Source organism: Paenibacillus sp. FSL H7-0690 (genome assembly GCF_037980415.1).
Taxonomy (GTDB): Bacteria; Bacillota; Bacilli; order Paenibacillales; family Paenibacillaceae; genus Paenibacillus_AQ; species Paenibacillus_AQ odorifer.
Map to the genome: position 1 here is coordinate 1,909,777 of NZ_CP150281.1, position 26,545 is coordinate 1,936,321.

Sequence of the window (26,545 nt, forward strand, 5' to 3'; positions counted from 1 at the left end):
ATAGGGACTATGCGGTCCGATAGCATACCCAATGTCGGATAAATCGGCGAATAGGGTCTGCTGAGTCCGATGGGCCGAGGTGCTGAGGCGCCGAGGTGCGAAAGCAGCATAGCCTCTTATGCGCGAGAGTGTTACCTAACCAACTAGGGTTTGTAAGATCCCCTCACGACTGATTCCTCTACCAATACACGCGTACCCTACGGACCCAGCTGATGCTATATGCGAATTTTCAGCCTTTTGAGCAAGTTTTCGGACACCAGAGACACTATTGCTTCGAAATGGTCTTATATTTGCTGGTTTTTATGCCAATAGGGGCTATGCGGTCCGATAGCATACCAAATGTCGGATAAATCGTCAAATAGGGTCTGCTGAGTCCGATAGGCCGAGGCGAAAGCAGCATAGCCTCTTCATACGCGTGAGAGTGTTACCTAACCAACTAGTGTTTGTAATCCCCCCTCACAACCGATTCCTCTACCAATACACGCCTACCCTACGGACCCAGCTGACGTTATTTGCGGATTTTCAGCTTTTTGAGCAAACTTTCGGACACCAGAGACACTATTGCTTCGAAATGGTCTTATATTTGCTGATTTTCATGCGAATAGGGACTATGCGGTCCGATAGCATACCAAATGTCGGAAAAATCGGCGAATAGGGACTGCTGAGTCCGATAGGACGAGGTGCCGAGGCGCGAAAGCAACATAGCCTCTTCATACGCGCGAGAGTGTTACCAACAAAAATCAGCGCCTCAGCAACTATTGAACGGCCTTTAGGACAGCCCCAGCACATGTAATAAAATAGTGCCAATGTGAGCATGCTTATCCTCTGAATGGAACTTATTTGGGTGAATATCCAAAGATTGTGAAACCAAGGACCTACTTTGTACGTTTAATGTAATATGACAGTCCTGATTGAAGACAGGAGGAAATAAAAATGCAAACGCTGTATTTAGGCTGCTTGGCGCTAGGCGTCATATTTGCCATAGTCAGCGTCCTGGTGGGAGATCTGATCGGAGATGCCTTGCATGGGGTCTTTGATTTCGTATCCGTAGATTTTCTGAATCCCACCGTACTGGCAGGAGGAATAACCGTGTTCGGCGGAGCGGGCATTCTTCTAACCCGGTACAGCGCTCTGGAAGCTGGGGCGATCATTGCTTTGTCTTTGTTAGCCGCCGCTTTTTTGGGAGTACTTATGTATCTAGGGGTGGTTAAGCCCATGGAAAAAAGCGAAATGTCCAATGGTTTCTCAATGAGTGATCTGCCAGGCAAGATCGGGGAAATCACAATTCCTGTTCCCGCCACTGGTTATGGTGAGATTATGGTAAAGTTTGGCGCCGGCAATAGCCTGCATACGGCAGCAAGCTTTGATCATGAGCTGCTTCCGGCAGGGATTAAAGTTGTTGTAGTGGAGGTTAGAGAAGGCGTTGCATTGGTGTCAGAATTCGAAAAGAGAAGAGGAGTGGATCTTTAATGTTCGGTATTCCTGAGTATTTGTTAGTCCCTGCAGTTGTCGTTGCTGTTTTGTTTGTGCTAGGTATCGCATTCTGGGCACGTTACAAAACGGTTGGACCCGATGAAGGGATGATCGTAACGGGGTCGTTCTTAGGGAAAAATCATATTTCAGACGATGGTTCTGGTCGTAAAATAAAGATTGTACGCGGGGGCGGGGCCTTTATACTCCCAGTCTTCCAGAAGGCTGAATTTATGTCGCTTCTTTCTCATAAACTCGATGTGACGACCCCGGAGGTATACACCGAACAAGGGGTTCCGGTTATTGCCGACGGTGTGGCGATCATTAAAGTGGGTAGCTCAACGGAAGATGTGGCGACAGCTGCTGAGCAATTTATGGGCAAACCGATTGAAGCACTGAAGAGCGAAGCACAAGAAGTTCTTGAAGGTCATCTGCGGGCCATTCTCGGTTCGATGACCGTTGAGGAAGTATATCGTAACCGTGACCGCTTTGCGCAAGAGGTTCAAGGCGTGGCGGCGCGTGATCTTAAGAAAATGGGTCTGCAAATTGTTTCCTTTACCATCAAGGATGTGCGAGACAAACATGGATATCTAGAGGCACTGGGTAAACCGCGGATAGCTGCTGTGAAGCGGGATGCAGAGATCGCTGAAGCAGAAGCAGTGCGGGATGCGAGAATTCAAAAGGCAAACGCAGAAGAGCAAGGGCAAAAAGCTGAGCTGCTGCGGGATACGAATATTGCCGAAGCCTCCAAGGAAAACCAGCTTAAGGTGGCTGCGTTTAAACGGGATCAGGATACAGCGAAAGCGGAAGCCGATCAGGCTTATCATATTCAAGAGGCACGTGCAAAGCAGACCGTTGTTGAAGAACAGATGAAGGTTGAGCTGGTACGTAAGGAACGTGAAATCGATTTGCAAGCCAAAGAAATTCAAGTTCGCGAGAAGCAGTATGATGCTGAAGTGAAGAAAAAAGCAGAAGCGGATCGTTATGCAGTAGAGCAAGCGGCGGAAGCCGATAAGGCGAAGAGAATGCGTGAGGCAGATGCCTTGCAATATAGTATTGAAACGCAAGCTAAAGCGACATCTGAGCAGAAGCGTCTTGAAGGTCAAGCGATGGCGGATGCAGAGCTGGCTAAAGGTACAGCGGATGCTGAGGTTATCCGGTTGCGTGGTCTAGCGGAAGCAGAAGCCAAAGAGAAACTGGCGGAAGCTTTCCAGAAATTCGGCGAAGCAGCGGTGCTCGATATCATCGTCAAAATGCTGCCTGATTTGGCTGGCCAAATTGCGAAGCCGCTGGCATCTATTGATAAACTTACCGTTGTAGATACAGGTAACGGGGAAGGTGCAGCCCGGGTCAGCAATTATGTGACTCAGCTAATGTCCACCGCTCCAGAGATGTTGAAGAGCGTCTCAGGGATTGATGTAGAGGCACTGATCAAGGGGTTGACCTCTAAAGCTTCCGGAAGCAAAGGAGCATCAGTTACACCAGTCGCACCAGTCGCACCTGTTGCACCAGCTACACCTGCAACTTATATTCAGCCATCAGCAACATCTAGTACAGCCAGCGAGACATTAACTTCTGTGCCTGAACAAAAGGAAAAATAGTTTAATGCAATTTATATTGATTTAATTTACTTAAGGTATGACTGGCAAAGCTGCTGGTCATACCTTAATCTTTATGTTTTGATCTGTTTTGCATCTAAATTAGACAACATGATAAAAAGCTCATGCGTTTACAGGTGATTTTTGATAAAGCTTATAGCTTATCGGCATCCCGTGGGAATTATTGTATATACAGACATCGACGCTTTCACTGGTGTTTAAAGATTTTTTCAGGTAAAATAAAAGCCTTTAAGGCTGTTCACTCTGATCTACTAGCTTAGTAAGGACACAGAGTGTTCTTCTAATATGCAATTCTTGGTGTTATGATGGTAGCAAAGCTTGTATTCATCGTACGATTTCTTATTGCGTATGCTGCTGGAAGTTAGGTGTTTAGAAATAAAAGAGGTGTCAAAAATGAGTAGCATAACAGTGGCGAAGGTGTTGAATAACAACGTTATCATTGCCCAGCATCCTCAATATTCCGAGGTTGTAGTTATCGGTAAAGGGATAGGGTTTAACCGCAAGCTGCGGGATCAGATTAATCTATCCTCCGTGGAGAAGATGTTTATTCTTCGCAGCCAGGAGGAACAGGAACAATATAAACAGCTACTTCCCCAAGTGGATGAGAAGTTGATTGAGGTCGTTCAAGAAATAGTATTACATATTATGCATTGTAGCCGTCAGCCGCTTAATGAGCATATTCACATTGCACTTACCGACCATATTTCCTTTGCTATCCGTCGTTTTGAACAAGATATCCCAATTCATAATCCATTTTTGTATGAAACTAAGGAGATTTATCCTGAGGAATATAAGATGGCAGAATATGCGATTGGACGGATCAATGAGGCTATGGGCGTGGAATTGCCGGTGGATGAGATAGGTTTTGTGGCTCTTCATATTGTCAGCGCACTTAGTAATAGGCAAATTTCCGAGGTTAGACAACATTCTCTCTTGATTGGAGAGCTGGTTGGGTTAGTCGAGAATTATCTGGACTATCGAATCCCACGTGATTCACTTGATTACTCAAGACTGGTAACCCATCTGCGATTCGTTCTAGAAAGATTACGCCGTGGAGAGGCGGTACAAGAGACCTCAACCCTGGATGGACTCATGAAACGGGAGTATCCTGAGATGTATTCGTTGGCTTGGAAATTAACAAAAATTATCGAACAGCGTGTGCGAATTCCCGTGTATCAAGCTGAGGTAAGTTATTTGACGATTCACCTGCAGCGTATTGCTCAGAAAAAAGTGGACGAACAAGATATGGACAAGAATGGTGAAGCTCCTTAAAGTGCAAAAGTTGTAACAAATCATGGTTTCAAAAAAAACGCTTGCCACTTAAAAAAAACGATGCTACAATGTTCACTGTCATCAACAAAACAGAATATCGAGCGTGTAACTGATTCGATCAGGCATGAGTGAATTACAGTATTTTGGTTGTTAACCCCCTTCTTGGGGCAATCTAACGATAGCGTTAGATTACAACTCCTATACTGTGTTGCTCATGCCTTTTTTGGCATCTGTTTTAGTGAAGTTAATGAAAGGAGTAACCTAAATGTTTAAAAAGTTGTTTGGTGTTTTACAAAGAGTTGGTAAAGCTCTGATGCTTCCAGTAGCTATTCTGCCTGCGGCAGGTTTGCTTCTTGGAATAGGAAACATGCTGGTAAACCCAGACTTCCTGCAATATGTTCCAGCACTGGAGAACCATGTTGTTCAGGCTGTTGCCAACGTATTGATGAACTCAGGACAAATTGTATTTGATAATCTAGCCTTACTCTTCGCGGTGGGGGTTGCGATAGGTTTAGCCGGCGGTGAAGGTGTTGCGGGTCTAGCTGCCATTATCGGTTTCCTCGTAATGAACATTACGATGGGTACAGTTATTGGCGTTAATGATTACGTCCTGAGCCAAGGCGACTTCTCGTATGCCAGCGTATTAGGGATTCCAACACTGCAAACAGGGGTGTTTGGAGGTATACTCGTCGGTATATTGGCTTCGGCCATGTACAAGCGATTCTTCAAAATTGAGCTTCCTTCTTACCTAGGTTTCTTCGCAGGTAAACGTTTCGTACCGATCATGACGGCGGTAACAGCTCTAATCTTGGGTTTGTTACTGACAATAGTATGGCCACCTATTCAACATGGTCTGAACTATGTGTCACAAAGTATGATTGATACGAACAAAACGCTTGCAGCGTTTATCTTCGGAACGATCGAACGTTCGCTCATTCCTTTTGGACTGCATCACATTTTCTACTCTCCATTCTGGTATGAATTTGGTACCTACGTTGATAAAGCTGGAGAATTGGTACGTGGTGACCAACGGATCTTCATGCAGCAGCTTCGCGATGGAGTAGACTTCACAGCAGGGACATTTACTACAGGTAAATATCCATTCATGATGTTTGGTCTTCCAGCAGCGGCTTTGGCTATCTATCATGAAGCTAAACCTCAGAATAAAAAGATCGTCGGAAGTTTGATGATTTCCGCGGCATTGACATCGTTCTTGACAGGGATTACTGAGCCGCTCGAATTCTCGTTCCTATTCGTGGCTCCGTTGCTGTTCGCTGTACATGCTGTGTTTGCAGGTCTGTCCTTTATGACTATGCATATTCTGGATGTTAAAATCGGCATGACATTCTCGGGTGGCTTTATCGATTTTGTGCTCTTCGGTATTATCCCGAACCGTACAGCTTGGTGGCTGGTCATTCCGGTAGGTCTGGTCCTTGCCTTAATTTATTACTTCGGCTTCCGGTTTGTAATTCGGAAATTCAATCTTATGACACCGGGTCGTGAAGAAGATACGAATGAAGAAGAAGAAGTGAATACGGAGTCTGTCTCCAGAGCCGGTGATGATCTACCGCGGAACATTTTGTCCGCTCTAGGTGGTAAAGAAAACATCACTCATCTAGACGCTTGTATTACCCGGCTTCGTGTTGAAGTTAAAGATAAGGCAGGCGTAGACAAGAACCGTCTTAAGAAACTTGGTGCATCAGGTGTGCTGGAAGTGGGTAATAACGTTCAAGCGATTTTTGGCACACGTTCAGATACGATTAAATCGCAGATTCAAGATGTGATTAACGGAAAGACACCTGCAGCTTCAGCAGCTCCAGTAGTGGTTACTCCAGAGCCAGAAGAAGAACAACAGGCAGGTGAAGCTGGTGAAGCGATTATCAAGGAAGATATCGTATCTCCAGTAAACGGTGAGTTGTTGGATATCACAGAGGTGCCAGATCCAGTATTCTCCCAAAAAATGACGGGCGACGGCTTCGCGTTCCTATCCGAAGATGGGAAGATTGCTTCACCGGTTTACGGTAAGGTATTTAACGTGTTCCCGAGCAAACATGCCATCGGTATTATGTCTGACGGAGGCAAGGAAGTGCTCGTTCATATTGGGGTTAATACGGTTAAGCTTAAAGGTCAAGGCTTCACGGTATTAGTTGAAGAGGGCGATCTTGTAGCGGCTGGACAACCGATTATGGAAGTGGATTTAGAGTATGTAAAAGCACATGCACCTTCTGTAATCTCACCTGTTATTTTCTCTAATTTACCAGAAGGCTCTTCTGTAACATTGAAGAAGCCGGGTAAGGTTTCTATAGGAGACCAAGACATCATTACGATTCAGTAAAAGTGCAAGGGCCGATGCTTCCTTGTTCATACAAGGAAGCGAAGCTTTCACTATAAATTTAAAATACTTTAATAACAGAAAGCGAGTTGGATAATATTATGCAAAAAACATTCAGAATTGTCGATGAAGATGGAATTCACGCACGTCCAGCAACTGCCTTGGTAAATACAGCAACAAAATTCAAAGGTACAGAAGCATATGCAGAAGCTAAAGGTAAAAAAGTAACTTTGAAATCCATTCTTGGCGTATTGTCATTGGGTCTTGAAGCTGGAGATACTTTGTCTTTGATTACTGAAGGAAGCGAAGAAGCAGAAGCTTTGAACGCTCTTCAAGAAGTAATGATTAAAGAAGGGCTAGGGGAAATCCATGAATAAGATTTCAGGAATCGCGGCTTCAGCAGGGATTGCAGTAGCCCGTGCTTTTATCCTGAAACATCCGGATTATACGATTACGAAGACAAGTATCAGTGATACTGAAGCAGAAGTCGCTAAGTTGAATGATGCACTCGCCAAATCAAGAGTGGAGCTGCAAACGATTAAAGAGCGTACTTTGGCAGAGCTGGGGGAGAAGAAGGCTGAGATTTTCGAATCACATCTGCTTATTCTTGATGACCCAGAGCTGATCAATCCTGTAATTGATAAAATCCGTGAGGAATCGGTTAACGCGGACTATGCGCTAAACGAAGTGGCTACGCAATTCATTGAGATGTTCGAAAATATGAAGAGTGCCTATCTGCAGGAACGTGCAGCTGACATGCGTGATGTTACCAAGCGCTTGCTGAACCACCTGCTGGGCATTCATTATGTAAGTCCTGCAGAAATCAGTGAAGAAGTAATCGTGATTGCTCAAGATCTAACACCATCGGATACAGCACAGCTTAATCGTAAGTTCGTTAAAGGCTTCACAACGAACATCGGTGGACGGACTTCTCACTCTGCAATTATGGCCCGTTCTTTGGAAATTCCAGCGGTTGTTGGAACTAAAACGGTTCTGTCAGAAGTGAATTCTGGCGATTTGGTGATTGTCGATGGTCTGAACGGAGACGTTCTGATCAATCCTAGCGAAGCTGAAGTGGCAGAGTACACTCGCAAGCAGGAAGCTTACGACTTGCAAATCGCAGAATGGAAGAAACTTCGCGACGAACCTACAGTATCAGCAGACGGTAAACATGTTGAGCTAGCTGCCAATATTGGTACACCAAATGATGTGAATGGTGTCATTGAGAATGGTGGCGAAGGTGTAGGTCTGTACCGCACTGAGTTCCTTTACATGGGTCGCGATAAGCTGCCTTCTGAGGAAATTCAATATAACGCCTACCGTACTGTACTTGAGAACATGAAGGGTAAGCCGGTAGTCGTACGTACCCTGGATATCGGTGGCGATAAAGAGCTGCCTTATCTTGACCTTCCGAAGGAAATGAATCCTTTCCTTGGTTTCCGTGCGATCCGTCTTTGCCTGGATCGTCAGGATATTTTCCGTACTCAATTACGCGCGTTACTAAGAGCGAGTGTTCACGGGGATCTTCGCATTATGTTCCCTATGATAGCTACGCTTGGTGAATTCCGTGCTGCACGTGATCTTTTGCTCGAAGAGAAAGCTAAGCTTCGGGAAGAAGGTAAGGAAGTATCAGACAACATTCAGCTTGGCATAATGGTTGAGATTCCATCAACTGCTGTACTGGCTGACCAGTTTGCTAAGGAAGTTGATTTCTTCAGTATCGGTACGAATGATCTTATTCAATATACAATGGCTGCGGACCGTATGAATGAACAGGTATCTTACCTGTATCAGCCTTACAATCCAGCCATCCTGCGTTTGGTCAAAAATGTAATTGATGCAGCCCATGCAGAAGGTAAATGGACGGGGATGTGTGGTGAAATGGCTGGTGACGCAACAGCTATTCCGCTGCTACTGGGTCTTGGTCTCGACGAATTCAGCATGAGTGCAACTTCCATTTTGCCAGCGCGTAGTCAAATATCTAAATTGTCGGCTGCCGACATGAAGGATTTGGCTGCAAAAGCGTTGCAGCTTGGCACGGCTGAAGAAGTCGCTGCGCTTGTTCAAAGTATCGCTAAGTAACTTTTTACGCATGCATTAATCCGTTTTAGCGTTCTACTGTTTTTCCAACTACTATTGCCGACTTCCGATGGCTGGAGGTCGGCTTTTTTATGTTTTTTAACCTTTAATTTTCTATAATTCGACCTCATTTACTGTTCACTGTTTATTTTCTTTATTGCGCAGATGTCTATACCGATAGTATTAGTAATGAGCATAAAGTCGATAAGGAACCCAAACCTATAAATATGTCGTACATATAATAGTAAGGATCCATAGAAAGTTTATACTCCATTTGCTGACTTGCAGCGCTGTGCAAGTATTAATATGAAATAAATTGGTAATATATGGACTTATAAGCAACCCCACAGGTTAGGTGGGGAGCCATAGGATGGTGTTAATTCATGAGTAAAAATTATATAAATGCAGAATTGATGATGGAAGTCTACGAGGGCAAGGATTTAGGCTTGAGGTATTCAACGGAGTACAGTGTATTTAAAGTCTGGGCACCTACGGCACTTGCTGTGTCCCTTGTACTGTACGAAACAGGTGGGCATCAATTGAATACTGAGTCACCTAAGAGTGCTATGGACAATGGTCGTATTGTATATATGCAGCGTAGTAATGGTGGAGTCTGGCAGACCAAGTTATCAGGTGATCTAAAAGGGAAATATTATATGTACCGTGCTGTTTTTGCAGATGGCAATGTGACGGAAGCAGTAGATCCTTATGCAACAGCGGTATCTGCAAATGGTTTAAGATCAGCAATCGTTAATTTGCAGGATACGAATCCAGAACATTGGGATCAGGATGTAGCGCCTCCGTTACAGCATCCTGCCGACGCAGTGATTTATGAACTGCATGTTCGTGACTTCTCCTCACATGAGAGCTCAGGTATGCATTATAAGGGTAAATTCAAAGCATTTACCGAATTTGGATTAAAGGATTCGGCAGGAAATACAGTGGGGATTGATCATCTGGCTGAATTAGGGATTACCCATGTACATCTGATGCCGGTATTTGATTTTCAGACCGTGGATGAGCTGAAGGTGGTCAATCGGGGTTCCTCCATAACTAATGTGGACTACAATTGGGGGTATGATCCCCAGCATTATAATGTACCTGAAGGATCTTACAGCACCGATCCTGCCAATCCTGGCTTGCGGATTCGTGAATTTAAAGAGATGGTGCAGGCCTTACACAGCCGCGGGATCGCGGTAATTATGGATGTCGTTTACAACCATACGTATGCTGTGGAGAATGGCCCCTTTGAGCCGCTTGTCCCAGATTATTTCTATCGCCGCGATTTTACGGGACGTTTGTCGAATGGCTCCGGGGTTGGCAATGAGCTGGCTACAGAACGTCCGATGGTCCGTAAATTTATTAAGGACTCCTTATCCTATTGGGCTTCGGAATATCATATGGATGGTTTCCGGTTTGATCTAATGGGACTGATGGACAGTGTTACCATGCGGGAGATTACCGAAGAGCTTCGGCTAGAAGTGAATCCGAATCTGTTGCTTTACGGTGAACCTTGGACGGGTGGAGATTCTCCGCTGGCCACTAAAACGCTAAAAGGTGTACAGCGGGGCAAGGGCTATGCTGTCTTCAACGATAACTTCCGTTCAGCGATCAAAGGGGATAGTGATGGCTTCGGAAGAGGGTTCGTGACAGGCGAATACGGCAAAGAAGGTGCTATTGCAGCCGGAATTAAAGGAGCAATTCATGAGTTTACGGACTCGCCTGTGGAATCGGTGAACTATGTAACTGCCCATGATAATTTGAATTTATGGGATAAGATGCTTATCGTTCAAGGAGGGAGTCAGGAAGCTGATTTTCCGGTAATCGCTAACATGGATAACGAAGATCTGGAAGAGGCAGTGGCCCTTGCCAATCCATACGTGAATGTAGATCAGGAGAATATTCTCGGTAATGCAACTATACGTCGATCCTTGCTTGCTAACGGAATTATTCTGACCTCGCAGGGGATTCCTTTCCTGCATGCTGGAGATGAGCTCCTGCGCAGTAAATTTGGAGATCATAACAGCTACCGCAGCGGTGATGCGGTCAACTCGATCCGCTGGAATATGAAAAGTGCATTTAAGCCCGTATTTCAATATTATAAAGGTCTGATCGAGCTGCGGCGTACACATCCGGCATTTCGTCTGCATGGCCGCCAGGAAATTGAACGCTCCTTAGAATTTCTGCGTTGTGATGGCGGAATAGTATCGTATCTGCTTAGAAGCCATGCAGGAGGTGATCTCTGGAATAATATTACCGTTGTCTTCAATGCTAATAATGACCGGATGTCGGTATCACTTCCTGAGGTTGCTGATAGTTGGAACGTAGTAGTAGACCATACCCGTGCCGGGATAGAAGCCATCCGCAGAATCGAAGGCAATGAGGTAGAGGTGGAAGGGTTGTCGATGATGGTCCTTTATGATGAATGTGGTGAGCCAGCCCCACGCTCTAAAATTATCGAAATACACTATGAACGCCCAGATCAGAATTACCAAGGCTGGAATCTTTGGGTTTGGGATACAGGAATCCAGGATGGACAATGCGATTTCCGTTATATGGAGAACGGGCGTGCAGTAGCCCGCATCGAAGTGCTGCCAGATACCCAAACTATCGGATATATTTTGCGGCTTAATGATTGGGAAGAAAAAGATGGGGACGGAGACCGTTTCATTGATTGTTCTACGAATGGAGAGTTAACCAAGGTCTTAGTTCGGGATCGTGATCAGGAGATTGACGAAATTTCAGAAGATCATCTTCGGTTAAGCAGTTAGAGGCCATACAAAAAAAGCTGTTTCAGGGTTGATTTTTCCTGAGACAGCTTTTTATTTGCTCTTATGGTTTTACAATGGTCTGGTTAGCTAACCCTTCGTCCACAAGCTCGTAGTAGAGATTGGCTTTATTGCCACCATGGTCTTTGGAGCGATACATCGCCAAATCGGCGGCACGCAGCAGTTCATTAATACTGCTTCCGTGTTCAGGAAATAAAGCGACTCCGATACTCGCGGAGGTATGGAAGCTGGACCCGTTATCAACAGACCAAGACTTGTTGAACAGTTTAAGTAACCGCTGCAGTGTTTCATCAAGCATCTCTGGAGAAGTGAATCGATGCAGTACAACTGCGAACTCATCTCCGCCGATCCGGAAGGCCTGACCTATTCCTTTAACCGTATGCTGAAGTTCACGGGAGAGCAGCTGAAGAAATTCGTCTCCAGCCAGATGGCCTAAGGTATCATTTAGCTGCTTGAATCTATCACAGTCCAGCAGGGCAAGCGCAATATTTTGCCTCCGTCCTTCGGGTTGGGTGATAAGGTTCTCCATATACATTTTGAAATGAGCCCTGTTGGGAATCGCTGTTAAATGGTCATAGAAGGCTAGCTTATGTAGTCGTTCTTCGTATTGTTTTCGCTGGGTAATTTCCCGAGATAACAGCATAAATTGTGCTGGAAATTTACGGCTGCCGAGAACAGGTGACACCTTAGTTTCAAGCCATACCCATTGACCTTCTGCTCCGCGCATGCGCAGTTCAGAAATGCGCGGAGTTCCCTGAACAACACTTTTTAATTTAGCCCAGGCAATTTCCGGTTCACGTATGTAGTTGGATAACGGATCTCCTTTTTTAGGCACATAACCTAGAATACTGGAGTGTGAGGGGGAAGCATATAGAATCAACCCGTTGGGATCCGTCAAAATAATGAAATCAGACATGGTTTCACCGATAAGCTGATAAAGTGTTTGTTCTTCCAGCATTTCATTCTGGAGCCAGATGATTTTGCGTCCAAGGTAAATAATAACTAGGAGAAACACAAATAAGAGGAGTGAATAAAGAGAGAACAAAGCGCTTTTTTTATCTCCAAATCCATCCGTTACTTGCAAGGCGTAGTTGCCAATCAAGTCCTCTGCTTGATCGAGATGTGCCCTAGCTTCATTGAATTGCGAGTTTAGGGTGAGCGCAGAATATGAATCTGGGTTCCAGCTGCTCTTCGTCCGTTCTGTTATTAGCTTATACCCTGAATTTTTCCATTTGATAATGGTAGTTTCGAAGGAGCTGAGCTCGTTTTTTAATTCGGAAAGGATAATTCCACTTTGTTTCATATCACTGTAAGGGTTTTTTATAGCGTTGATATTTGATCTTGCTACACTTATTCGTTCCTCCGCTTGAAGATTATTATCTATAAACTCCTTAGTGAACTGTTCACCTTCTGCGGCTGTTAGGTTTGGACCCATTGCGATTTGCAAGGCTACAGCGGCTTGATGCAGATCACGATCCGCGCTCAGTATGAGCTTAGAGTTCTGATATATATCATCATAAAGAGAATCTGACAATCTATTAATCGTGTAATTTAAATAGAGTAGCGAGGCGACGCTGATCCCAACCAGAAGGACGGAGATTGCAGCGAAGACATAGAATAGTTTGCGTGTTACCTTGAACTCAAAGAATCCTGCCACAGTCATCTTCTCCCTGTATAAGATGATTAAGAAAATCTATTGCTGCTTAAGTAGAACCTGCAGAACGCAATCTATGGTCAGGCGTAATTTAATACATTCACTGATGTTTGAAGGTGCTTTTGGGATAAAAGAGGTGTTGTATACATAGTGGGAAAACATAGGAAAGTGTACGTGTGAGTAAATGGTAGTTTCTAGTATATCAAGTATATAGGACGTGCTGCTTATAGAGCAATCTTTACTCAGATAATAATCAAAATGACAAAATTTAAAGTTTAGTGTATGGGCCTATTGAATTATCTATATTCAAACCGATGGTTCCTATTACCCAACTCGAGCATAAATGATACCTATTACAGCTGCTGAAAAAAACTGCCCTTAGTCATCTTAATGACTATAGGACAGCTAATCATTCATTATTCGTTACGCAGTGCGTGAATGGGGCGAAGTCGTGCGGCTTTGTTCGCAGGCATCATTCCAAAAATCACGCCGATGAGTAAGGAGAAAATAAAAGAAATCAGTACCATATCCCAAGCAATGGAAACTGTAAGTGCAGAGTATTTCCCCAGCAGCCAACTGCCCGCGATACCAATGCCGACCCCAAGCACCCCACCCAAACCGCTGAGCACGATGGATTCAATCATGAATTGAGCGAGGATATCGAATTTTTTGGCACCAATTGCTTTACGGATACCAATCTCACGTGTTCTTTCATTGACAGATACGATCATGATGTTCATGATTCCGATGCCGCCGACAAAAAGTGAGATGCCTGCTATGCCTGCAAGCGCCATGGAAAGTGTATCTGTTGTGGAATTGACAGTTTCCAGCATTTCCTGAGAATCAAACACACTAAAAGCATTATCCGCATAATTGAATTTAGCATCAAGCGTACTTTCCAGTTTTTCTTTTGCAGCTGCTACAGTATCTGCTGAAGTTGTCTTAATGGTGATGGAACGTACGCCTTTGCTTTTTAATTGGCGTTCTGCCGTGCTTATAGGAATTAGTATGATATCGTCGTTGGAACCACTTAGACTGGAGCCTTTTGTTTCTAAAAGCCCAACGATTTTATAGCTAATCCCGTTTAACTGGACCTTCTGCCCTACAGGATTATCTGTACCGAATAAATCTTCGGCCGTACCTGAACCGATCAACGCTACCTTTTGCCGGTATTCGTTATCAATATCAAGCAAGAAGCGGCCCGCCTGTACATGAAAATCCTTAACCTCCTCATAAGAGGGGGTGATTCCTTCTACAGTTACACTAACGTTGTCCGTTTTGTTCTTGGCTGTAGCATTGCCGCTGATCACAGGAGCTACATTTGCTATACCCTCTATATCCCCTAGAGCAAGGGCTTCCTCATAGGTGAGAGAGGTAGTCGCCCCACGGCCAGTAATGTTTACAGTGAGTTGGTTTGTGCCTAGTCCGTTTAGCTGCTCTGTGATCTGTGAAGTAGTTCCTTGTCCAACAGAAACAAGAATGATGACCGAAGAGACTCCAATAATAATCCCAAGCATCGTTAAAAAAGCTCTAACCTTACTGCTGTTGATGCTCTTCAGGGCCATTCGCATGCTTTGGTACAATTTCACCCCGCATTCCTCCGATCTTCCACGAGGTTGCCATCCTGAATACGAATAATCCGCTCCGCTTGTTTAGCTATTTCCAGATCATGTGTGATAAGGATGATGGTATGTCCTTGCTTATTTAACTCACGTATCATTTGCATGACTTCCTGTCCCGTCCGTGTATCCAGTGCCCCGGTTGGTTCATCGGCAAGTAGAATAGGGGGGGATCCCGCCATAGCCCGGGCAATCGCTACCCGCTGTTGCTGTCCTCCCGAAAGCTCAGAAGGGCGGTGATGCATCCGATCCTCCAGCCCTACTTTAATGAGTGCTTCCTGTGCTAGTTGTCTTCTTTCCCGATGGGAGAGGCCACGATAAATCAATGGCAGCTCCACATTTTCAATGGCTGACAGCTTGGGGAGCAGGTTGAAATTTTGAAAGATAAAGCCGATCTTCTCATTGCGGATCGTTGCGAGCTTATTGTCGGATAACTTGCGAACCTCTTGTCCATCTAGAAGATAACTTCCTTCATCGGAGATATCGAGGCAACCAAGCATATTCATGAGTGTTGATTTACCAGAACCGGAGGGACCAATAATAGCTACGAACTCCCCCAGATCAATTGTAAAGGAAAGGCTATTTAAGACCGTCATGGTTTCTCGGGCCATTGTGTAGCCGTGGGACATGTCGTGAACTTCGATCAGAGGTGCTGAAGCACTCATCTGCCGCCACCTCCGCCACCACCTGGTGCGCTGCCCATACCACCAGCGCCACCTCCGGTGAAGCCGCCACCCCCACTAAAGCCACTGCCGCCGAAGCCAGCGCCACCCATACCGCCCATACCACCTCTAGTTTCCGTTTCCGTGCTGGTTGTTCCGGTTTTCGTAGAGATTACGGTAGGGATGATCACATGGTCCCCTTCATGGAGTCCGCTGACAATTTCAATGCTGCTCTCATCATGGAGACCCACTTCGACAGTGACCATCTGTCCTGAGCTATTGCCGCGATTTCTTCCACCGGCAGCGCCGCTGCGAGCGTCAGGAGCCCCGCTGGGCATAGCGCCGTCGCGAGCGTCAGGAGCCCCGCTGGGCATAGCGCCGTCGCGAGCGTCAGGAGCCCCGCTGGGCATAGCGCCGTCGCGAGCGTCAGGGGCACCGCTAGGCATTGGTACTTGGCCCTCGCCAGCAGTTTTGGAAGTTGTGACTGAACCCGCTGCTAGAGGAATAGAAACTGTGTATTTTCCGTTTCTTTCTTGTACAGCTTCAATAGGTACTGTTAATACATCCTTTTTCTCAGCAGTGGTTACTGAAACTTCCGCAGACATTCCAACAAGAGCACCTTCGGAGCTTGTTAGACCTATGGTAACATCGAAGAGGGAAACACCGTTTGAGGCAGTGCCCTCATTAGCTATTTTCGTAACCGTTCCCTTGAATTCCGTATCAGGCAGAGCATCCAATGAAATAGTGGCAGGCATCCCTAGCTTTACAGTAGGAATATCAAGCTCATCCACCTGCACAACTACACTTAAATTAGCATAATCGGTAATGTCGATGAGTTCAGAGCCGTCCATGGCTTTTTCGCCGCTTGCAATATTAACTGTCGTTACAGTTCCATCAATAGGAGCCGTTAACGGATCAGGAGGAAGCATATCTTCTTGGACAGAAGCTATTTTTTCCTGTTGCGCCGAAATGTCGGTTTTGGCCTTTTCAATCGAACGTTTGGCATTGCCTAGCTCATCTTCTGATGCACCTGCCACGGCCAGCTTCTTATATTGCTCCTGCTTGTCCTCAAGATCGGTCTCAAGCGAGGCAAGTGAAGTTTGCTCCTGCTTGAGATTGTCACTCAGATCATTGCCTTCAAAGGTAATCAAAGTCTGGCCTTTTTTCACTAGATCGCCCTCTTTGACAAGAACCTCAGCTGCCGTCCCGCTGTCCTTCGTTTTTACTTTACCAGTTTCTGTAGCAATCACGGAGCCGGCTCCGGATACACTAACTACGATATCGCCCTTTGTAACGGTAGCTGTATTAATAGGCGCTTCAGCGGCTTGACTGTTCTTATCAGGTAACAATGTATAAACCAGCATTCCTGCTGTGGCTACAACTACTACTCCAAGAGTCCAGAACACTATTTTTTTCTTCTTCATTTCTATCCTCCCTAGCTCATCATATTAATTGCCGGATGTATTGCTGGTGTCTGGATCTGTGCCAGAAGTAGAGTTGCTGTTCGAAGTCGTTGATGCCGCCTGATAAGTGACGACATAGGTTTGTGTTCCCAGCAGATTTCGATGGCCTTGGAATTCGTCGTATAGATTCAACCGGATTGCGCCGCCACCCAGTGTTTTGTACAGGCTGCTTGTGAAGGTTGTGGTGTACGACTTGAAGTTACCTAATTGTAGATCTGTGCCAAGTGTTAATGTTTTTTCCATGCTTTGTCCTAAGGGGTCAATCAGCTCCAACACCAGTTTGTGCTCGTAGGTGCCTGATTCATAAAGCGTGCTGGCTGACATGTTGTAGGTTAGTGCAGTGCTGAGCGTATCTTTACCAGCGGTGACGGTGGCGACTGCATTTGTAACGGATAGGGTATAAGGAAACATTTCCACGTTCAAAAGATTGCCTTTGGGCTCCACTCCCAGCTGGTTCAGTCCAAGTGATACCGTATTGATATAACCCGTCGATTGACCGCCAGGAGCGGTAAGCTTGCCTTCAGAAACACCCTCCCCGATGTATAGGACAAGGTTCGCTGGATCTATACCGAGAGGGAGCTTACTCCAGAGGGTGACCAGACTTTTTCCGTTAGGACTGGTGGAGGTTTTGGACTGGGTGACTTCGGCTTCATAATATTGATTGTCTTGTGTTTTGTAATAGGCTACGAGTTGAGCCTGTTCGGATTTACGCGATTCCTCACTGTTCATTTCTAGTTCTGTGTACAAGAGATTTGAATCTGTACCTGGGTACACGAGGGTCCGGCGTACAAGTAATTCCGCTTTTTTACCTTCAAGCTCAAGATGGAAAGAATTTTCAGCTGCAACACTCTGTACTCGGCTGTCCAGTTGGGTAGTACTTAGAGAAAGGAAGTTAAGCTTACTTTCACCTGAAGTTTCTTGCAGGGTGATTTTTAATTGATTGAAAGTATAGCTATAAGGAACATTGGCTACGACATACACAGCAGCCGATTCATTTGGACCGAGGATGGTTTGCGTACTTTCTGAGACAACCTGGGAAGTGCTGCTGATGTCACTTTCTCCAGCTTTGACGACACTTGTAAGCGCAGGAAGCTGAACAGAGGTTGATTTAGTGTTGCGGATGTTGATTTTAGCTACGATCTGGTCTTTGTCGGACCAAGGGAGTCTTTGAATGTTTGCAATTTTGACAACAAATGTACCGTGACTGTTCTCAATGGGGTATTCCGTGTCCTGCCAATTGTTAGTTTGCAGCGTGTAAGGGATCTGATAATAGGCGGTAGGAAAAATGATCTTGCCTTCAGCAGCCGGCTCAGTCATTTGCAGCTGCAATGTTCCTTGATTGAGTGTGAGTGGTACATCTGCGCTGAGTTCAATAATCTTTTCTTCAAGCGGTTTCAATGTTAGGCTGGCAAAATCCTTCGTATCCACCGGAAAGCTATACCCTTCAGCGGCTTTAATAGCAAGTTCATAGGCAGGCACATTCACCGCTTTGTTGCCGCTATTTTTGATGCGGAACTGTAGTGTCCACTTTGCGTTGCCATTGTCAGCATAGACGTTAGCCGTTTTCAACTGTGTTTCGACTGTATTATTGCTGATTGTAAGCTTCTTCGTGACATTGCTGGCTACGACAAGATCCGGTGTTGTTGCAGCGGGGAGATTGTAGGCGACAACCGGCAACGCTATTTTTAATGAGGCATCTTCTCCGGCAAATTGCAGCGCCATGTTGTCTGTCTTCATATAAGAAGGGATTTCCGTCAAATAGTAGATCGTCTTCTTTTCCTGAGGCTGTACTTTATAGCTGGTGCTGGTGTCATCAAGTGCGAGTTCAAATACAGATCCTCCAGCGGAAGCGAGGTATCCTTTAAGTCCAGTATCACTGAGTACCTTGGTTCCTTGATTAGTGAAGCTAACGCCAACCTTGGCATAGACCTTACCGTTATATTTATAAATTTGCAGGCTCTCTGCCTTGGTGGTTACAGGGAGATTGTTTAGGGTGATCTTTTTACTCTGCCCTCTGGCGACAGCTTGTGAATATCCTGTTGGTACGGTGAAGTTCCCTAGCTTTTTTTGATAATCGGTGGTGTTGAAGTCCCATCCGTACAATGAAATTTTGACCCCGTTTAAAGAGGTGGATTTGCCGATGTTTACATAGTAGGTGATAGATTGACTGCTTTTCGCGGCAATGGATTTGATGGTTGCACTGCTGGTAATAGGGCTTCCTTGAATAACTGTACCGCCGCTAGTAGTTACTTTGGAGAAAAAGTCCACCAGATTGAGGCTAGCGTTGCTTCCATTAGAGTAGCTGAGTGTGTATGTAAGAATATTTCCGCCATCCTGAGTTAATAAGCTGACATCCGTCAGCTTTGCGCTGATGTTAGTCTTCAAGGCTATGGAGCCTAGTTTATCCAGAGCGGATACGGAAGCTGTTGTTGCTATTTTGGTGGATGTAGTCCCGGCCCAAGCGGTATGAGCACCATACGCTGCAGATTGGCTAAGTACAGCTGTGCTTAGCAGCACCGCGGCTACTTTTATTCTCCGTACATGCATTTGATTTCCTCCCAATAGGATAGTTAATAGTCTGCGAAGGTGCACCCGAGTGGATAAGCAAGCCTTCCTAGTAATGGAAATTATCAAGCTCCGCTGAATGTTAGCTGAAAAAAAGTTGGAAAAATGGCTCTGAAGCTTAAAGCCAGCTTAAAAGAAGATAAAAATTAGCCTAATTTTGTCCAGCTTGTCAAAACGACAGATTTTGCATATAATAAAGAGACATATCTCTTGTAGTAAAGAGATACCTGACAATTAGCATGAATTGTGAAATGCAGTGATGGAGAAGAGTACACAGTGCCTGACTTACAGGGAGGAGACGCCGCGGATTGAGAGCGTTTCTAAGAAGCAGAGCTGTCGAAGTTCACTCCGGAGCAGTTCCCTGAATTCCTTAAGCTATCTAATAGGGAAGGGTAGGGGATACCGGTCACAGACCGTTATTTCTGTATAAAGTGAGATAGGTATCTGTCCAGCCAAAAGAGGGAATGAAGCTCTTAAGGGGAACAGATCAGCTTGTCTAACAAGGGTGGTACCACGGTCTTTTCGTCCCTTACCGGGAGAAAAGGCCTTTTTTTGTTGAACTAGACAATGATTGAAGGGGGCTGTACACGGCCATGAAAGAGAAGTTGGAAGCATTGAAGGTTGAAGCGCTGGCTAAGCTGCAGGAGGTTATGGATCCGCAGGTACTAAATGATCTAAGAGTGAAGTATCTCGGTAAAAAAGGTGAGCTTACAGAGGTTCTGCGCGGTATGGGAGGACTTAGTGCTGAGGAACGTCCGGTAATCGGGCAAGTAGCGAATCAGGTTCGCAGTGCTATTGAGGAGATTATCGGCGCGAAGCAGGAGGCTTTTCAAGAGCAGGAAACCCAGCAACGTCTGCAGGCTGAAAAAGTAGACGTAACCTTACCGGGTCGCCGTATGCAGCAAGGGGGCATTCACCCGCTTAGCAGAGTCGTACAGGAGATTGAGGATATTTTTATCGGCATGGGCTACCGTGTAGCTGAAGGTCCGGAAGTAGAGACCGATTATTATAACTTTGAAGCTCTAAATCTGCCTAAGAATCACCCGGCACGTGATATGCAGGATTCTTTCTATTTAACGGATGACCTGTTAATGCGCACACAAACCTCGCCGGTACAGATTCGTACTATGCAGGCTATGAACGGTGAAGCTCCGGTAAAAATCATCTGCCCGGGTAAAGTATTCCGCCGTGATGATGATGATGCAACGCATTCCTTCCAGTTCCACCAAATCGAAGGTTTGGTCATTGGAAGTAACATTCGAATGAGTGATCTGAAGGGCACCCTGCAACAATTTGTGCAGGAGATGTTTGGACCGAATACAGGCATTCGTCTTCGTCCGAGCTTTTTCCCATTCACTGAGCCAAGTGTTGAAGTAGATGTAAGCTGCTTCAAATGTGGCGGCGATGGCTGCAGACTATGCAAGCAAAGCGGATGGTTAGAAATCCTTGGCGCAGGTATGGTGCATCCAAATGTACTGAAAATGGGTGGCTATGATCCTGCTGAGTACAGCGGCTTCGCTTTCGGAATGGGTGTAGAGCGGATTGCAATGCTTAAATACGGCATCGATGACATCCGACATTTCTATAGTAATGACATGAGTTTTGTGAAGCAATTCAAGGGCGTTTAGTTTTTGTGGGCGCGCTGGCTGATAGTGGCGGAGAATGGCTTTGGAGTGTTCTCCCACAGGAAGCAGCGCGAACGACAGTGAAATAAATACATCTGAAACATAAAGGAAGTGAGCGGATATGAAAGTATCAACCGGATGGTTGGCTGATTATACATCGATTGAAGGAGTAACCGCCGAACAGCTAGCGGAGAAGATTACCGCTGCCGGCATTGAGATTGACGGCGTAGAGCGCCGCAATAAAGGCATTTCCGGCATCGTAACCGGCTATGTGAAATCAAAGGAAAAACATCCTGATGCAGACAAGCTGAACGTATGTATCGTGGATGTGGGCCAAGATGAGGAGCTACAAATCGTTTGCGGCGCAAAAAATGTAGCTGCAGGTCAAACTGTACCTGTAGCAATGGTTGGCGCTAAGCTGCCAGGACTGGATATCAAAAAAGCCAAGCTGCGCGGTGTCCTGTCGCAAGGAATGATCTGCTCGGCCAAAGAATTGGGACTGAATGATAAATTGCTTCCAAAAGAGCAACAAGAAGGTATTCTTGTGCTGCCTGAAGGGACAGAGATTGGTCAGGATATTTCCAAGGTCCTCGGCTTAGATGACGAGATTCTGGAATTCGATCTGACTCCGAACCGTTCAGATTGCCTCAGCATGATTGGTGCTGCTTATGAAGTAAGTGCAATTCTTGGGCGTGAAGTTAAATTACCTGATCCAAAAAGCGAAATGATTGAGATCAGTGGTCCTGCTGCGGATTCCATTTCCGTCAAGATTGAAGATGAAGAATACTGCAGCCATTATGCAGTTCGTTATATTGCAGGTGTTAAACCTGCACCATCACCGCTGTGGATTCAGAATCGTCTGATGGCTGCTGGGGTTCGTCCAATTAATAATATTGTGGACATTACCAATTATGTGATGCTGGAATATGGACAGCCGCTGCATGCTTTTGATGCAGATAAAGTACAAGGTGGAGAACTCGGCGTTCGTCTTGCCCATGAAGGTGAAGTTTTGGTTACACTTGACGGTCAAGAGCGTAAGCTAGAGCCGCAAATGCTCGTTATCGCTGATGGAGTAAAAGCTGTAGGTCTGGCCGGAGTAATGGGTGGACGGGATACAGAGGTTACTGCTGAGACGGTAAACCTTGTTCTGGAATCTGCTAAGTTTGATGGAGGAACGATTCGTAAAACCTCGCGTCAATTGGGACTTCGCTCGGAAGCCTCCCTTCGTTTCGAGAAGGAAGTGGATCCAAGTGCAGTTATTCCTGCATTGAACCGTGCAGCCGTACTGATTGCACGTTATGCTGGCGGATCGGTCCATGAAGGCATCGTGCAAGCAGGAACTGACGCTGTTCAAGAGAAGGTTCTCACCTTGTCCTTAGAGAAACTGAATCGTTATCTGGGAACGGATTTGTCCTTGTTGGAAGTGAAGACATTGTTTGGCCGTCTACATTTCAAATGTGGAGATACCGCACAAGGGCTGCTTGAAGTTCAAGTCCCAACCAGACGTGGCGATATCAGCTATGATGTTGATCTTATTGAAGAAATTGCCCGCCTGTACGGGTATGACAATATTCCAACGACTCTAATTGAAGGAATTACAACGCCAGGAGCACTAACTCACAAGCAAGCGCTCCGTCGTGAACTGCGTCGCCTATTGTCACATGGCGGTTACCAAGAGGTGATGGGTTACTCCTTCATCCAGCCGCAACAAAGCACAATGTTCCCTGAGTTATCAGAAGGAGCAGTAGCGGTGAAGCTGGCTATGCCGATGAGTGAAGAACGCAGCGTACTGCGTACCAGCCTTCTACCACAACTCTTGGATATTGCCAGCTACAATACCAATCGTCGTCAAAGCGACTTGGCATTGTTTGAAATCGGCAACGTCTTCTTCACGGATGAAGAACAGTTGACTCGTCAGCCACGCGAACTGCCGGTGCTGGGGCTGCTGCTTAGCGGAAGCTTAACAGTGAAGCAATGGAATGTTTCGGCACAGCCTGTGGACTTCTTTGATTTGAAGGGTGCGCTGGAAACGGTATTTGCTCATTTAGGGCTGACCGATAAAATCGTCTATGTAGGAGATAGTCCAGAAGGATATCATCCTGGGCGTTCCGCGTCGGTATATTTACTCGGAAACGAGGGTCGTGTGAAGATCGGAACGATGGGACAGATTCATCCGGATCTGCAAAGACAGCTGGATCTGGTGGATACTTATGCGGCAGAAATTTTATTGCAGCCGTTATATGAAAGTGCGCAAAGCCGTTTGCAATATAATGAGCTTCCGCGTTTCCCAGGAATGGAGCGGGATATTGCTGTGGTCGTGGATTCCGCTGTACCAGCGGGCGATCTGCTAGCTTCCATCCGCGATAACGGAGGTTCTTTGCTCCAGTCCGTACAGGTATTTGACGTTTATACTGGTGGTAAGCTGGAGAATGGAAAGAAGAGCATCGCGATCTCACTGCTGTATCGTCATAGTGAACATACACTGACTGATGAGGAAGTAGGAGAGGTGCATGAGAAGGTATTAGCATCTCTTCAACAAACTTTTGGTGCAGAATTAAGAAAGTAGCAGGAATTGTGTAAAGCCGCAGCGAATCCATTTAGAAACTGAGATTCGCTGCGGCTTTTTCTAGGTAGAGTGCAAAGCGGAGAATATCAGCCATAATCTATTGAATATTAGGGATTTTGCCAAATGCTTACCAAAAAAGCTACAATAGAAGAAGTGAAACTAGCTTAGAATCCGCACACATACAAAGGAGGGCACAACTGTGGCTATGGACCGGACACGTGTCGCCGTGGAGATATACGGAACTTCCTATAAACTCGTCGGAAGCAGTACTGAATATATGAAACAAGTGGCCCGTTATGTTGATGAACATATGCGCACGATTTCTAAATCTCACACCAGACTGGACACACCGCGTATAGCGGTGCTTGCAGCTGTACATATGGCGGAGCAGGCTATTCAGGTTCAGGACTTCAAAAATGAACTAAACATGATGACAGGTGAACGCAGTGAACTGCGATTGGAAGTATCTCGCCTGCTGGAGGTACAGCGGGAGCGGCAAGAAGAATTCGAGCGACTTGAAGCTGCGGCCAAAGAAGAGGCTGGGCGACTGATTGCTGCTGCGGAGGAAGAACGTAAGCGGCATTTGGAGATTCAGGAGAATGAACGCAAGGTACATGCGGAACAGCTTCAGGAGGCAGTGCAAGCTGTGGAAGCTGCACGCAAGAAGCTGGAAGAAGAATTGCTTGAGCGTGAGATAGAGCTGCAAGCACTGCGGACAAGCTACGAAGAAGAGCAGGCAGCTAGTCGTGAACACCAGCGGCAGGAACTGGCGAAGGCGGAAGCCATCCGCTTGCAGCAGCTGGAGGAGCAGAAGGCTGCTCATCTGCAAGAGCTGGAGAACATCCGGGAGACGCTGACCAAGGAGAAGACAGACACGCTGTCTGCTCTGCAGCTTGAACTGACCGAGACCAAGTCAACACTGGAGGAAGAGCTTGAGGTTACCAAGTCTACATTAGGTAAAGAACTCGAAGATACCAGATTGACGCTGGGTAAGGAGCTTGAGGATACCAAGTTGACGTTAGGTAAGGAGCTTGAGAGTACCAAAGCGAAGTTGGGCAAAGAGCTGGCGGAAGAACGTGAAGCACTGCAGCGGGAACAAACCAAGAATAAGGAACTGCGGCAGTCACAAGGCACTCAAGAGCATAGACATAAGCAAAATATTCAAGAGCTGGAAAAACAGCTGGCTGAGCTTCGTGGTGGGACAGGGCAACTTCAGTCCAGATTACGTGCGGCTGAAGCCAGTCTTAAGAGTGAACGAGATGCAAGACAGACGCTTCTTGGACAATATGAAGCGATTGTTAAACGTGAAGAACAGCTCAGTGAAGAGCTTCACACGGCTACTGAGCTGGGCACACTGTTGAATGAGGAGCTGGAAGAGTTACGCCAGCGTTATCAACAGTCACAGAATGAAGCTACAGAGCTAAGAGCGTCACTACAGGAGACGAGTGGAAATCTGCACCGTGTTCAGGAAGAGCTTGCGGGATCAGCAGCAGAGGCGGCTAACTGGCAGGAGCTTTCGGATAAACGCATGGAAGATATTGGTGAACTGGAAATGAATCTGCTGGAGTCTGAGGAGAAATCCGTGTTGCTCCAGAAAGAGATTGACACGCTACGTGGGCAAGCCGATGGATTAGTACAGCAGCTGGATCAGGAGGTTCAGCTTCGTACAGATGCAGAACGCGAAACAGCGGTACTTCGGGAGCAAGGTGTGCAGGCTCAGAAGGAATTGTCTGCGCTTCGTGTTCGTTATGAGGAACTGATTGCTCAATACGACGATGTACTGCAAGAAGGAGAACGCCTGCAGGAAAGATATCAACTGTTGCAGGAAGAAGGCGAAGAGGCAACACGACGCTTAGAAGAGTTATCTGAAGCTAGTCGTGAAGCTGCTGCTACTGTTGCTGAGCAACAGGAAGTGCTGAAGGAAGCAGAGGCGTACGGAGCTTCCTGGAAGCATAAGTACGAGGAACTATCCGATCAGCAGCTGCAGTGGACGGATCTCGAAGCAAAGCTGCGTGAGGAGATCGACATTTGGCAGCAGGAAGCCGGTGAGGCTGAAATGAAGCAGGAAGCTATTGATCGTGAACGTAGCGAAGTGCTTCAGCAGCTAGGTGAAGTTGGTGAAAGCTATGAAATGGTTCAAGGACAGCTTCGTTTGTTGCAGCTCCAGTTTGAAATGCGTCAGGAAGAGCTTGACAAGCTGACAGATGAGCATCGTAACCTTAAAGAGGAATATGCCAAGCTACAAAATGAATATAATGAATGGATTCAACTGATCGAGCAAGACAGTTGAGTGCCGGATGCAAGTAAAAGAGCTGACCTGATGAGTAGAGAGATCTATTTCGGGTCAGCTCTCTTTATTAATGAGCTCAAATTAAAAAAACAGCCGATCTCAGGGGGAATCCCTAATAATCGGCTGTTTATGTGTAATCTATTCCACGATGATTGTAGCTCTCATTCCGCTATGTCCGGAGCCACACATAATGGAGCAGGTCATTTCGAAAGTTCCAGCTTCCTCGGGTACGATCACCTTTGAGGATTTTTTTTCATTAAGCTGCAGCTCGAACTCTGGAATAAGGATACCGTGATTGCCGTCATCATTTTTAAAAATGATTTTGACGGGAACACCCTTTTTTAGATGATATTCTTCCTGATCAAAGCTGTAATTTGTAGCTGTAATTATGAGTTCTGTTTCTGCCTCGATTTCCGGCTCCGCTGTGTTAGTATTGCCAGCAGCACTATCATTGTTGTTCCCACAGGCTGTAAGTGCTATAACGAACACCATTGAAAGTAGAATTGCAAATTTTTTAATAATCTAAATCCCCTCCCAAGA

16 protein-coding genes and 1 other annotated feature are annotated in these 26,545 nt (G+C 46.0%); of the genes, 10 read left to right on the forward strand and 6 right to left on the reverse strand.

Annotated elements, in window-relative coordinates; all coding sequences use genetic code 11:
* Positions 1-933: 933 nt before the first annotated feature.
* The 7 genes from MHI32_RS08325 (at position 934) to pulA (ending at position 11,543) form a co-directional block, all read left to right on the forward strand.
* On the forward strand, positions 934-1,470 hold the full coding sequence (locus MHI32_RS08325; protein WP_076184696.1) for a protease: 537 nt from the start codon (positions 934-936) through the stop codon (positions 1,468-1,470).
* Positions 1,470-3,071 (forward strand): flotillin family protein, encoded by a 1,602-nt coding sequence (locus tag MHI32_RS08330; protein WP_076308706.1) that lies wholly within the window; start codon positions 1,470-1,472, stop codon positions 3,069-3,071. The genes MHI32_RS08325 and MHI32_RS08330 overlap by 1 nt, the downstream gene beginning before the upstream one ends.
* 411 nt (positions 3,072-3,482) lie before the next feature.
* Entirely contained in the window at positions 3,483-4,361 is an 879-nt protein-coding gene (locus MHI32_RS08335) for a PRD domain-containing protein (RefSeq protein WP_076126370.1), read from the forward strand.
* Positions 4,362-4,626: 265 nt separating this feature from the next.
* Positions 4,627-6,696, forward strand: coding sequence for a glucose-specific PTS transporter subunit IIBC (ptsG, locus tag MHI32_RS08340; RefSeq protein ID WP_076135917.1), 2,070 nt, complete (start codon positions 4,627-4,629; stop codon positions 6,694-6,696).
* A 98-nt stretch (positions 6,697-6,794) separates the two neighbouring features.
* The gene (locus MHI32_RS08345; RefSeq protein ID WP_076126374.1) at positions 6,795-7,070 is read left to right on the forward strand and encodes an HPr family phosphocarrier protein; all 276 of its coding nucleotides are present in this window, start codon (positions 6,795-6,797) and stop codon (positions 7,068-7,070) included.
* Complete coding sequence (ptsP, locus tag MHI32_RS08350; protein WP_076126376.1) at positions 7,063-8,775, forward strand: phosphoenolpyruvate--protein phosphotransferase; 1,713 nt, start codon at positions 7,063-7,065, stop codon at positions 8,773-8,775. Before MHI32_RS08345 ends, ptsP begins: the two co-directional genes overlap by 8 nt.
* Before the next feature lie 380 nt (positions 8,776-9,155).
* On the forward strand, positions 9,156-11,543 hold the full coding sequence (gene pulA / locus MHI32_RS08355; RefSeq protein WP_340012151.1) for a type I pullulanase: 2,388 nt from the start codon (positions 9,156-9,158) through the stop codon (positions 11,541-11,543).
* A 61-nt stretch (positions 11,544-11,604) separates the two neighbouring features.
* Here the strand turns inward: pulA and MHI32_RS08360 are convergent, their stop codons facing one another.
* From MHI32_RS08360 to MHI32_RS08380, 5 genes are all read right to left on the reverse strand, one after another.
* Entirely contained in the window at positions 11,605-13,218 is a 1,614-nt protein-coding gene (locus MHI32_RS08360) for a sensor domain-containing diguanylate cyclase (RefSeq protein WP_340012152.1), read from the reverse strand.
* A gap of 413 nt (positions 13,219-13,631) precedes the next feature.
* Positions 13,632-14,804 (reverse strand): ABC transporter permease, encoded by a 1,173-nt coding sequence (locus MHI32_RS08365; RefSeq protein ID WP_139330124.1) that lies wholly within the window; start codon positions 14,802-14,804, stop codon positions 13,632-13,634.
* A complete protein-coding gene (locus tag MHI32_RS08370; protein WP_340012153.1) occupies positions 14,801-15,499 on the reverse strand; it encodes an ABC transporter ATP-binding protein in 699 nt (232 codons plus the stop codon). The genes MHI32_RS08365 and MHI32_RS08370 overlap by 4 nt, the downstream gene beginning before the upstream one ends.
* A complete protein-coding gene (locus tag MHI32_RS08375) occupies positions 15,496-16,920 on the reverse strand; it encodes an efflux RND transporter periplasmic adaptor subunit (protein ID WP_340012154.1) in 1,425 nt (474 codons plus the stop codon). The genes MHI32_RS08370 and MHI32_RS08375 overlap by 4 nt, the downstream gene beginning before the upstream one ends.
* A gap of 24 nt (positions 16,921-16,944) precedes the next feature.
* Positions 16,945-19,506 carry a hypothetical protein gene (locus MHI32_RS08380; protein WP_076281088.1) on the reverse strand — a complete coding sequence of 854 codons (2,562 nt, stop codon included), beginning with the start codon at positions 19,504-19,506 and terminating at the stop codon, positions 16,945-16,947.
* A gap of 265 nt (positions 19,507-19,771) precedes the next feature.
* Positions 19,772-20,057: a binding site (T-box leader), on the forward strand.
* A gap of 60 nt (positions 20,058-20,117) precedes the next feature.
* Here MHI32_RS08380 and pheS point away from each other — a divergent pair.
* The 3 genes from pheS to MHI32_RS08395 all read left to right on the forward strand — a co-directional run bounded on the left by pheS (position 20,118) and on the right by MHI32_RS08395 (position 26,005).
* A complete protein-coding gene (gene pheS / locus MHI32_RS08385) occupies positions 20,118-21,152 on the forward strand; it encodes a phenylalanine--tRNA ligase subunit alpha (RefSeq protein ID WP_076126387.1) in 1,035 nt (344 codons plus the stop codon).
* Positions 21,153-21,270: 118 nt separating this feature from the next.
* Positions 21,271-23,715, forward strand: coding sequence for a phenylalanine--tRNA ligase subunit beta (gene pheT, locus MHI32_RS08390; protein ID WP_340012156.1), 2,445 nt, complete (start codon positions 21,271-21,273; stop codon positions 23,713-23,715).
* Between the two features lie 199 nt (positions 23,716-23,914).
* Positions 23,915-26,005, forward strand: coding sequence for a hypothetical protein (locus tag MHI32_RS08395; protein ID WP_340012157.1), 2,091 nt, complete (start codon positions 23,915-23,917; stop codon positions 26,003-26,005).
* A 138-nt stretch (positions 26,006-26,143) separates the two neighbouring features.
* Here the strand turns inward: MHI32_RS08395 and MHI32_RS08400 are convergent, their stop codons facing one another.
* Positions 26,144-26,497, reverse strand: coding sequence for a cupredoxin domain-containing protein (locus MHI32_RS08400; RefSeq protein ID WP_340012158.1), 354 nt, complete (start codon positions 26,495-26,497; stop codon positions 26,144-26,146).
* Positions 26,498-26,545: the final 48 nt, after the last annotated feature.

Coding starts and splice junctions, on each gene's coding strand:
- MHI32_RS08325 (WP_076184696.1), top strand. CDS start 934: ATGCAAACGCTGTATTTAGGCTGCTTGGCGCTAGGCGTCATATTTGCC.
- pheS (WP_076126387.1), top strand. CDS start 20,118: ATGAAAGAGAAGTTGGAAGCATTGAAGGTTGAAGCGCTGGCTAAGCTG.
- pheT (WP_340012156.1), top strand. CDS start 21,271: ATGAAAGTATCAACCGGATGGTTGGCTGATTATACATCGATTGAAGGA.
- MHI32_RS08330 (WP_076308706.1), top strand. CDS start 1,470: ATGTTCGGTATTCCTGAGTATTTGTTAGTCCCTGCAGTTGTCGTTGCT.
- MHI32_RS08345 (WP_076126374.1), top strand. CDS start 6,795: ATGCAAAAAACATTCAGAATTGTCGATGAAGATGGAATTCACGCACGT.
- ptsP (WP_076126376.1), top strand. CDS start 7,063: ATGAATAAGATTTCAGGAATCGCGGCTTCAGCAGGGATTGCAGTAGCC.
- MHI32_RS08400 (WP_340012158.1), bottom strand. CDS start 26,497: ATGGTGTTCGTTATAGCACTTACAGCCTGTGGGAACAACAATGATAGT.
- MHI32_RS08375 (WP_340012154.1), bottom strand. CDS start 16,920: ATGAAGAAGAAAAAAATAGTGTTCTGGACTCTTGGAGTAGTAGTTGTA.
- MHI32_RS08380 (WP_076281088.1), bottom strand. CDS start 19,506: ATGCATGTACGGAGAATAAAAGTAGCCGCGGTGCTGCTAAGCACAGCT.
- MHI32_RS08335 (WP_076126370.1), top strand. CDS start 3,483: ATGAGTAGCATAACAGTGGCGAAGGTGTTGAATAACAACGTTATCATT.
- pulA (WP_340012151.1), top strand. CDS start 9,156: ATGAGTAAAAATTATATAAATGCAGAATTGATGATGGAAGTCTACGAG.
- ptsG (WP_076135917.1), top strand. CDS start 4,627: ATGTTTAAAAAGTTGTTTGGTGTTTTACAAAGAGTTGGTAAAGCTCTG.
- MHI32_RS08370 (WP_340012153.1), bottom strand. CDS start 15,499: ATGAGTGCTTCAGCACCTCTGATCGAAGTTCACGACATGTCCCACGGC.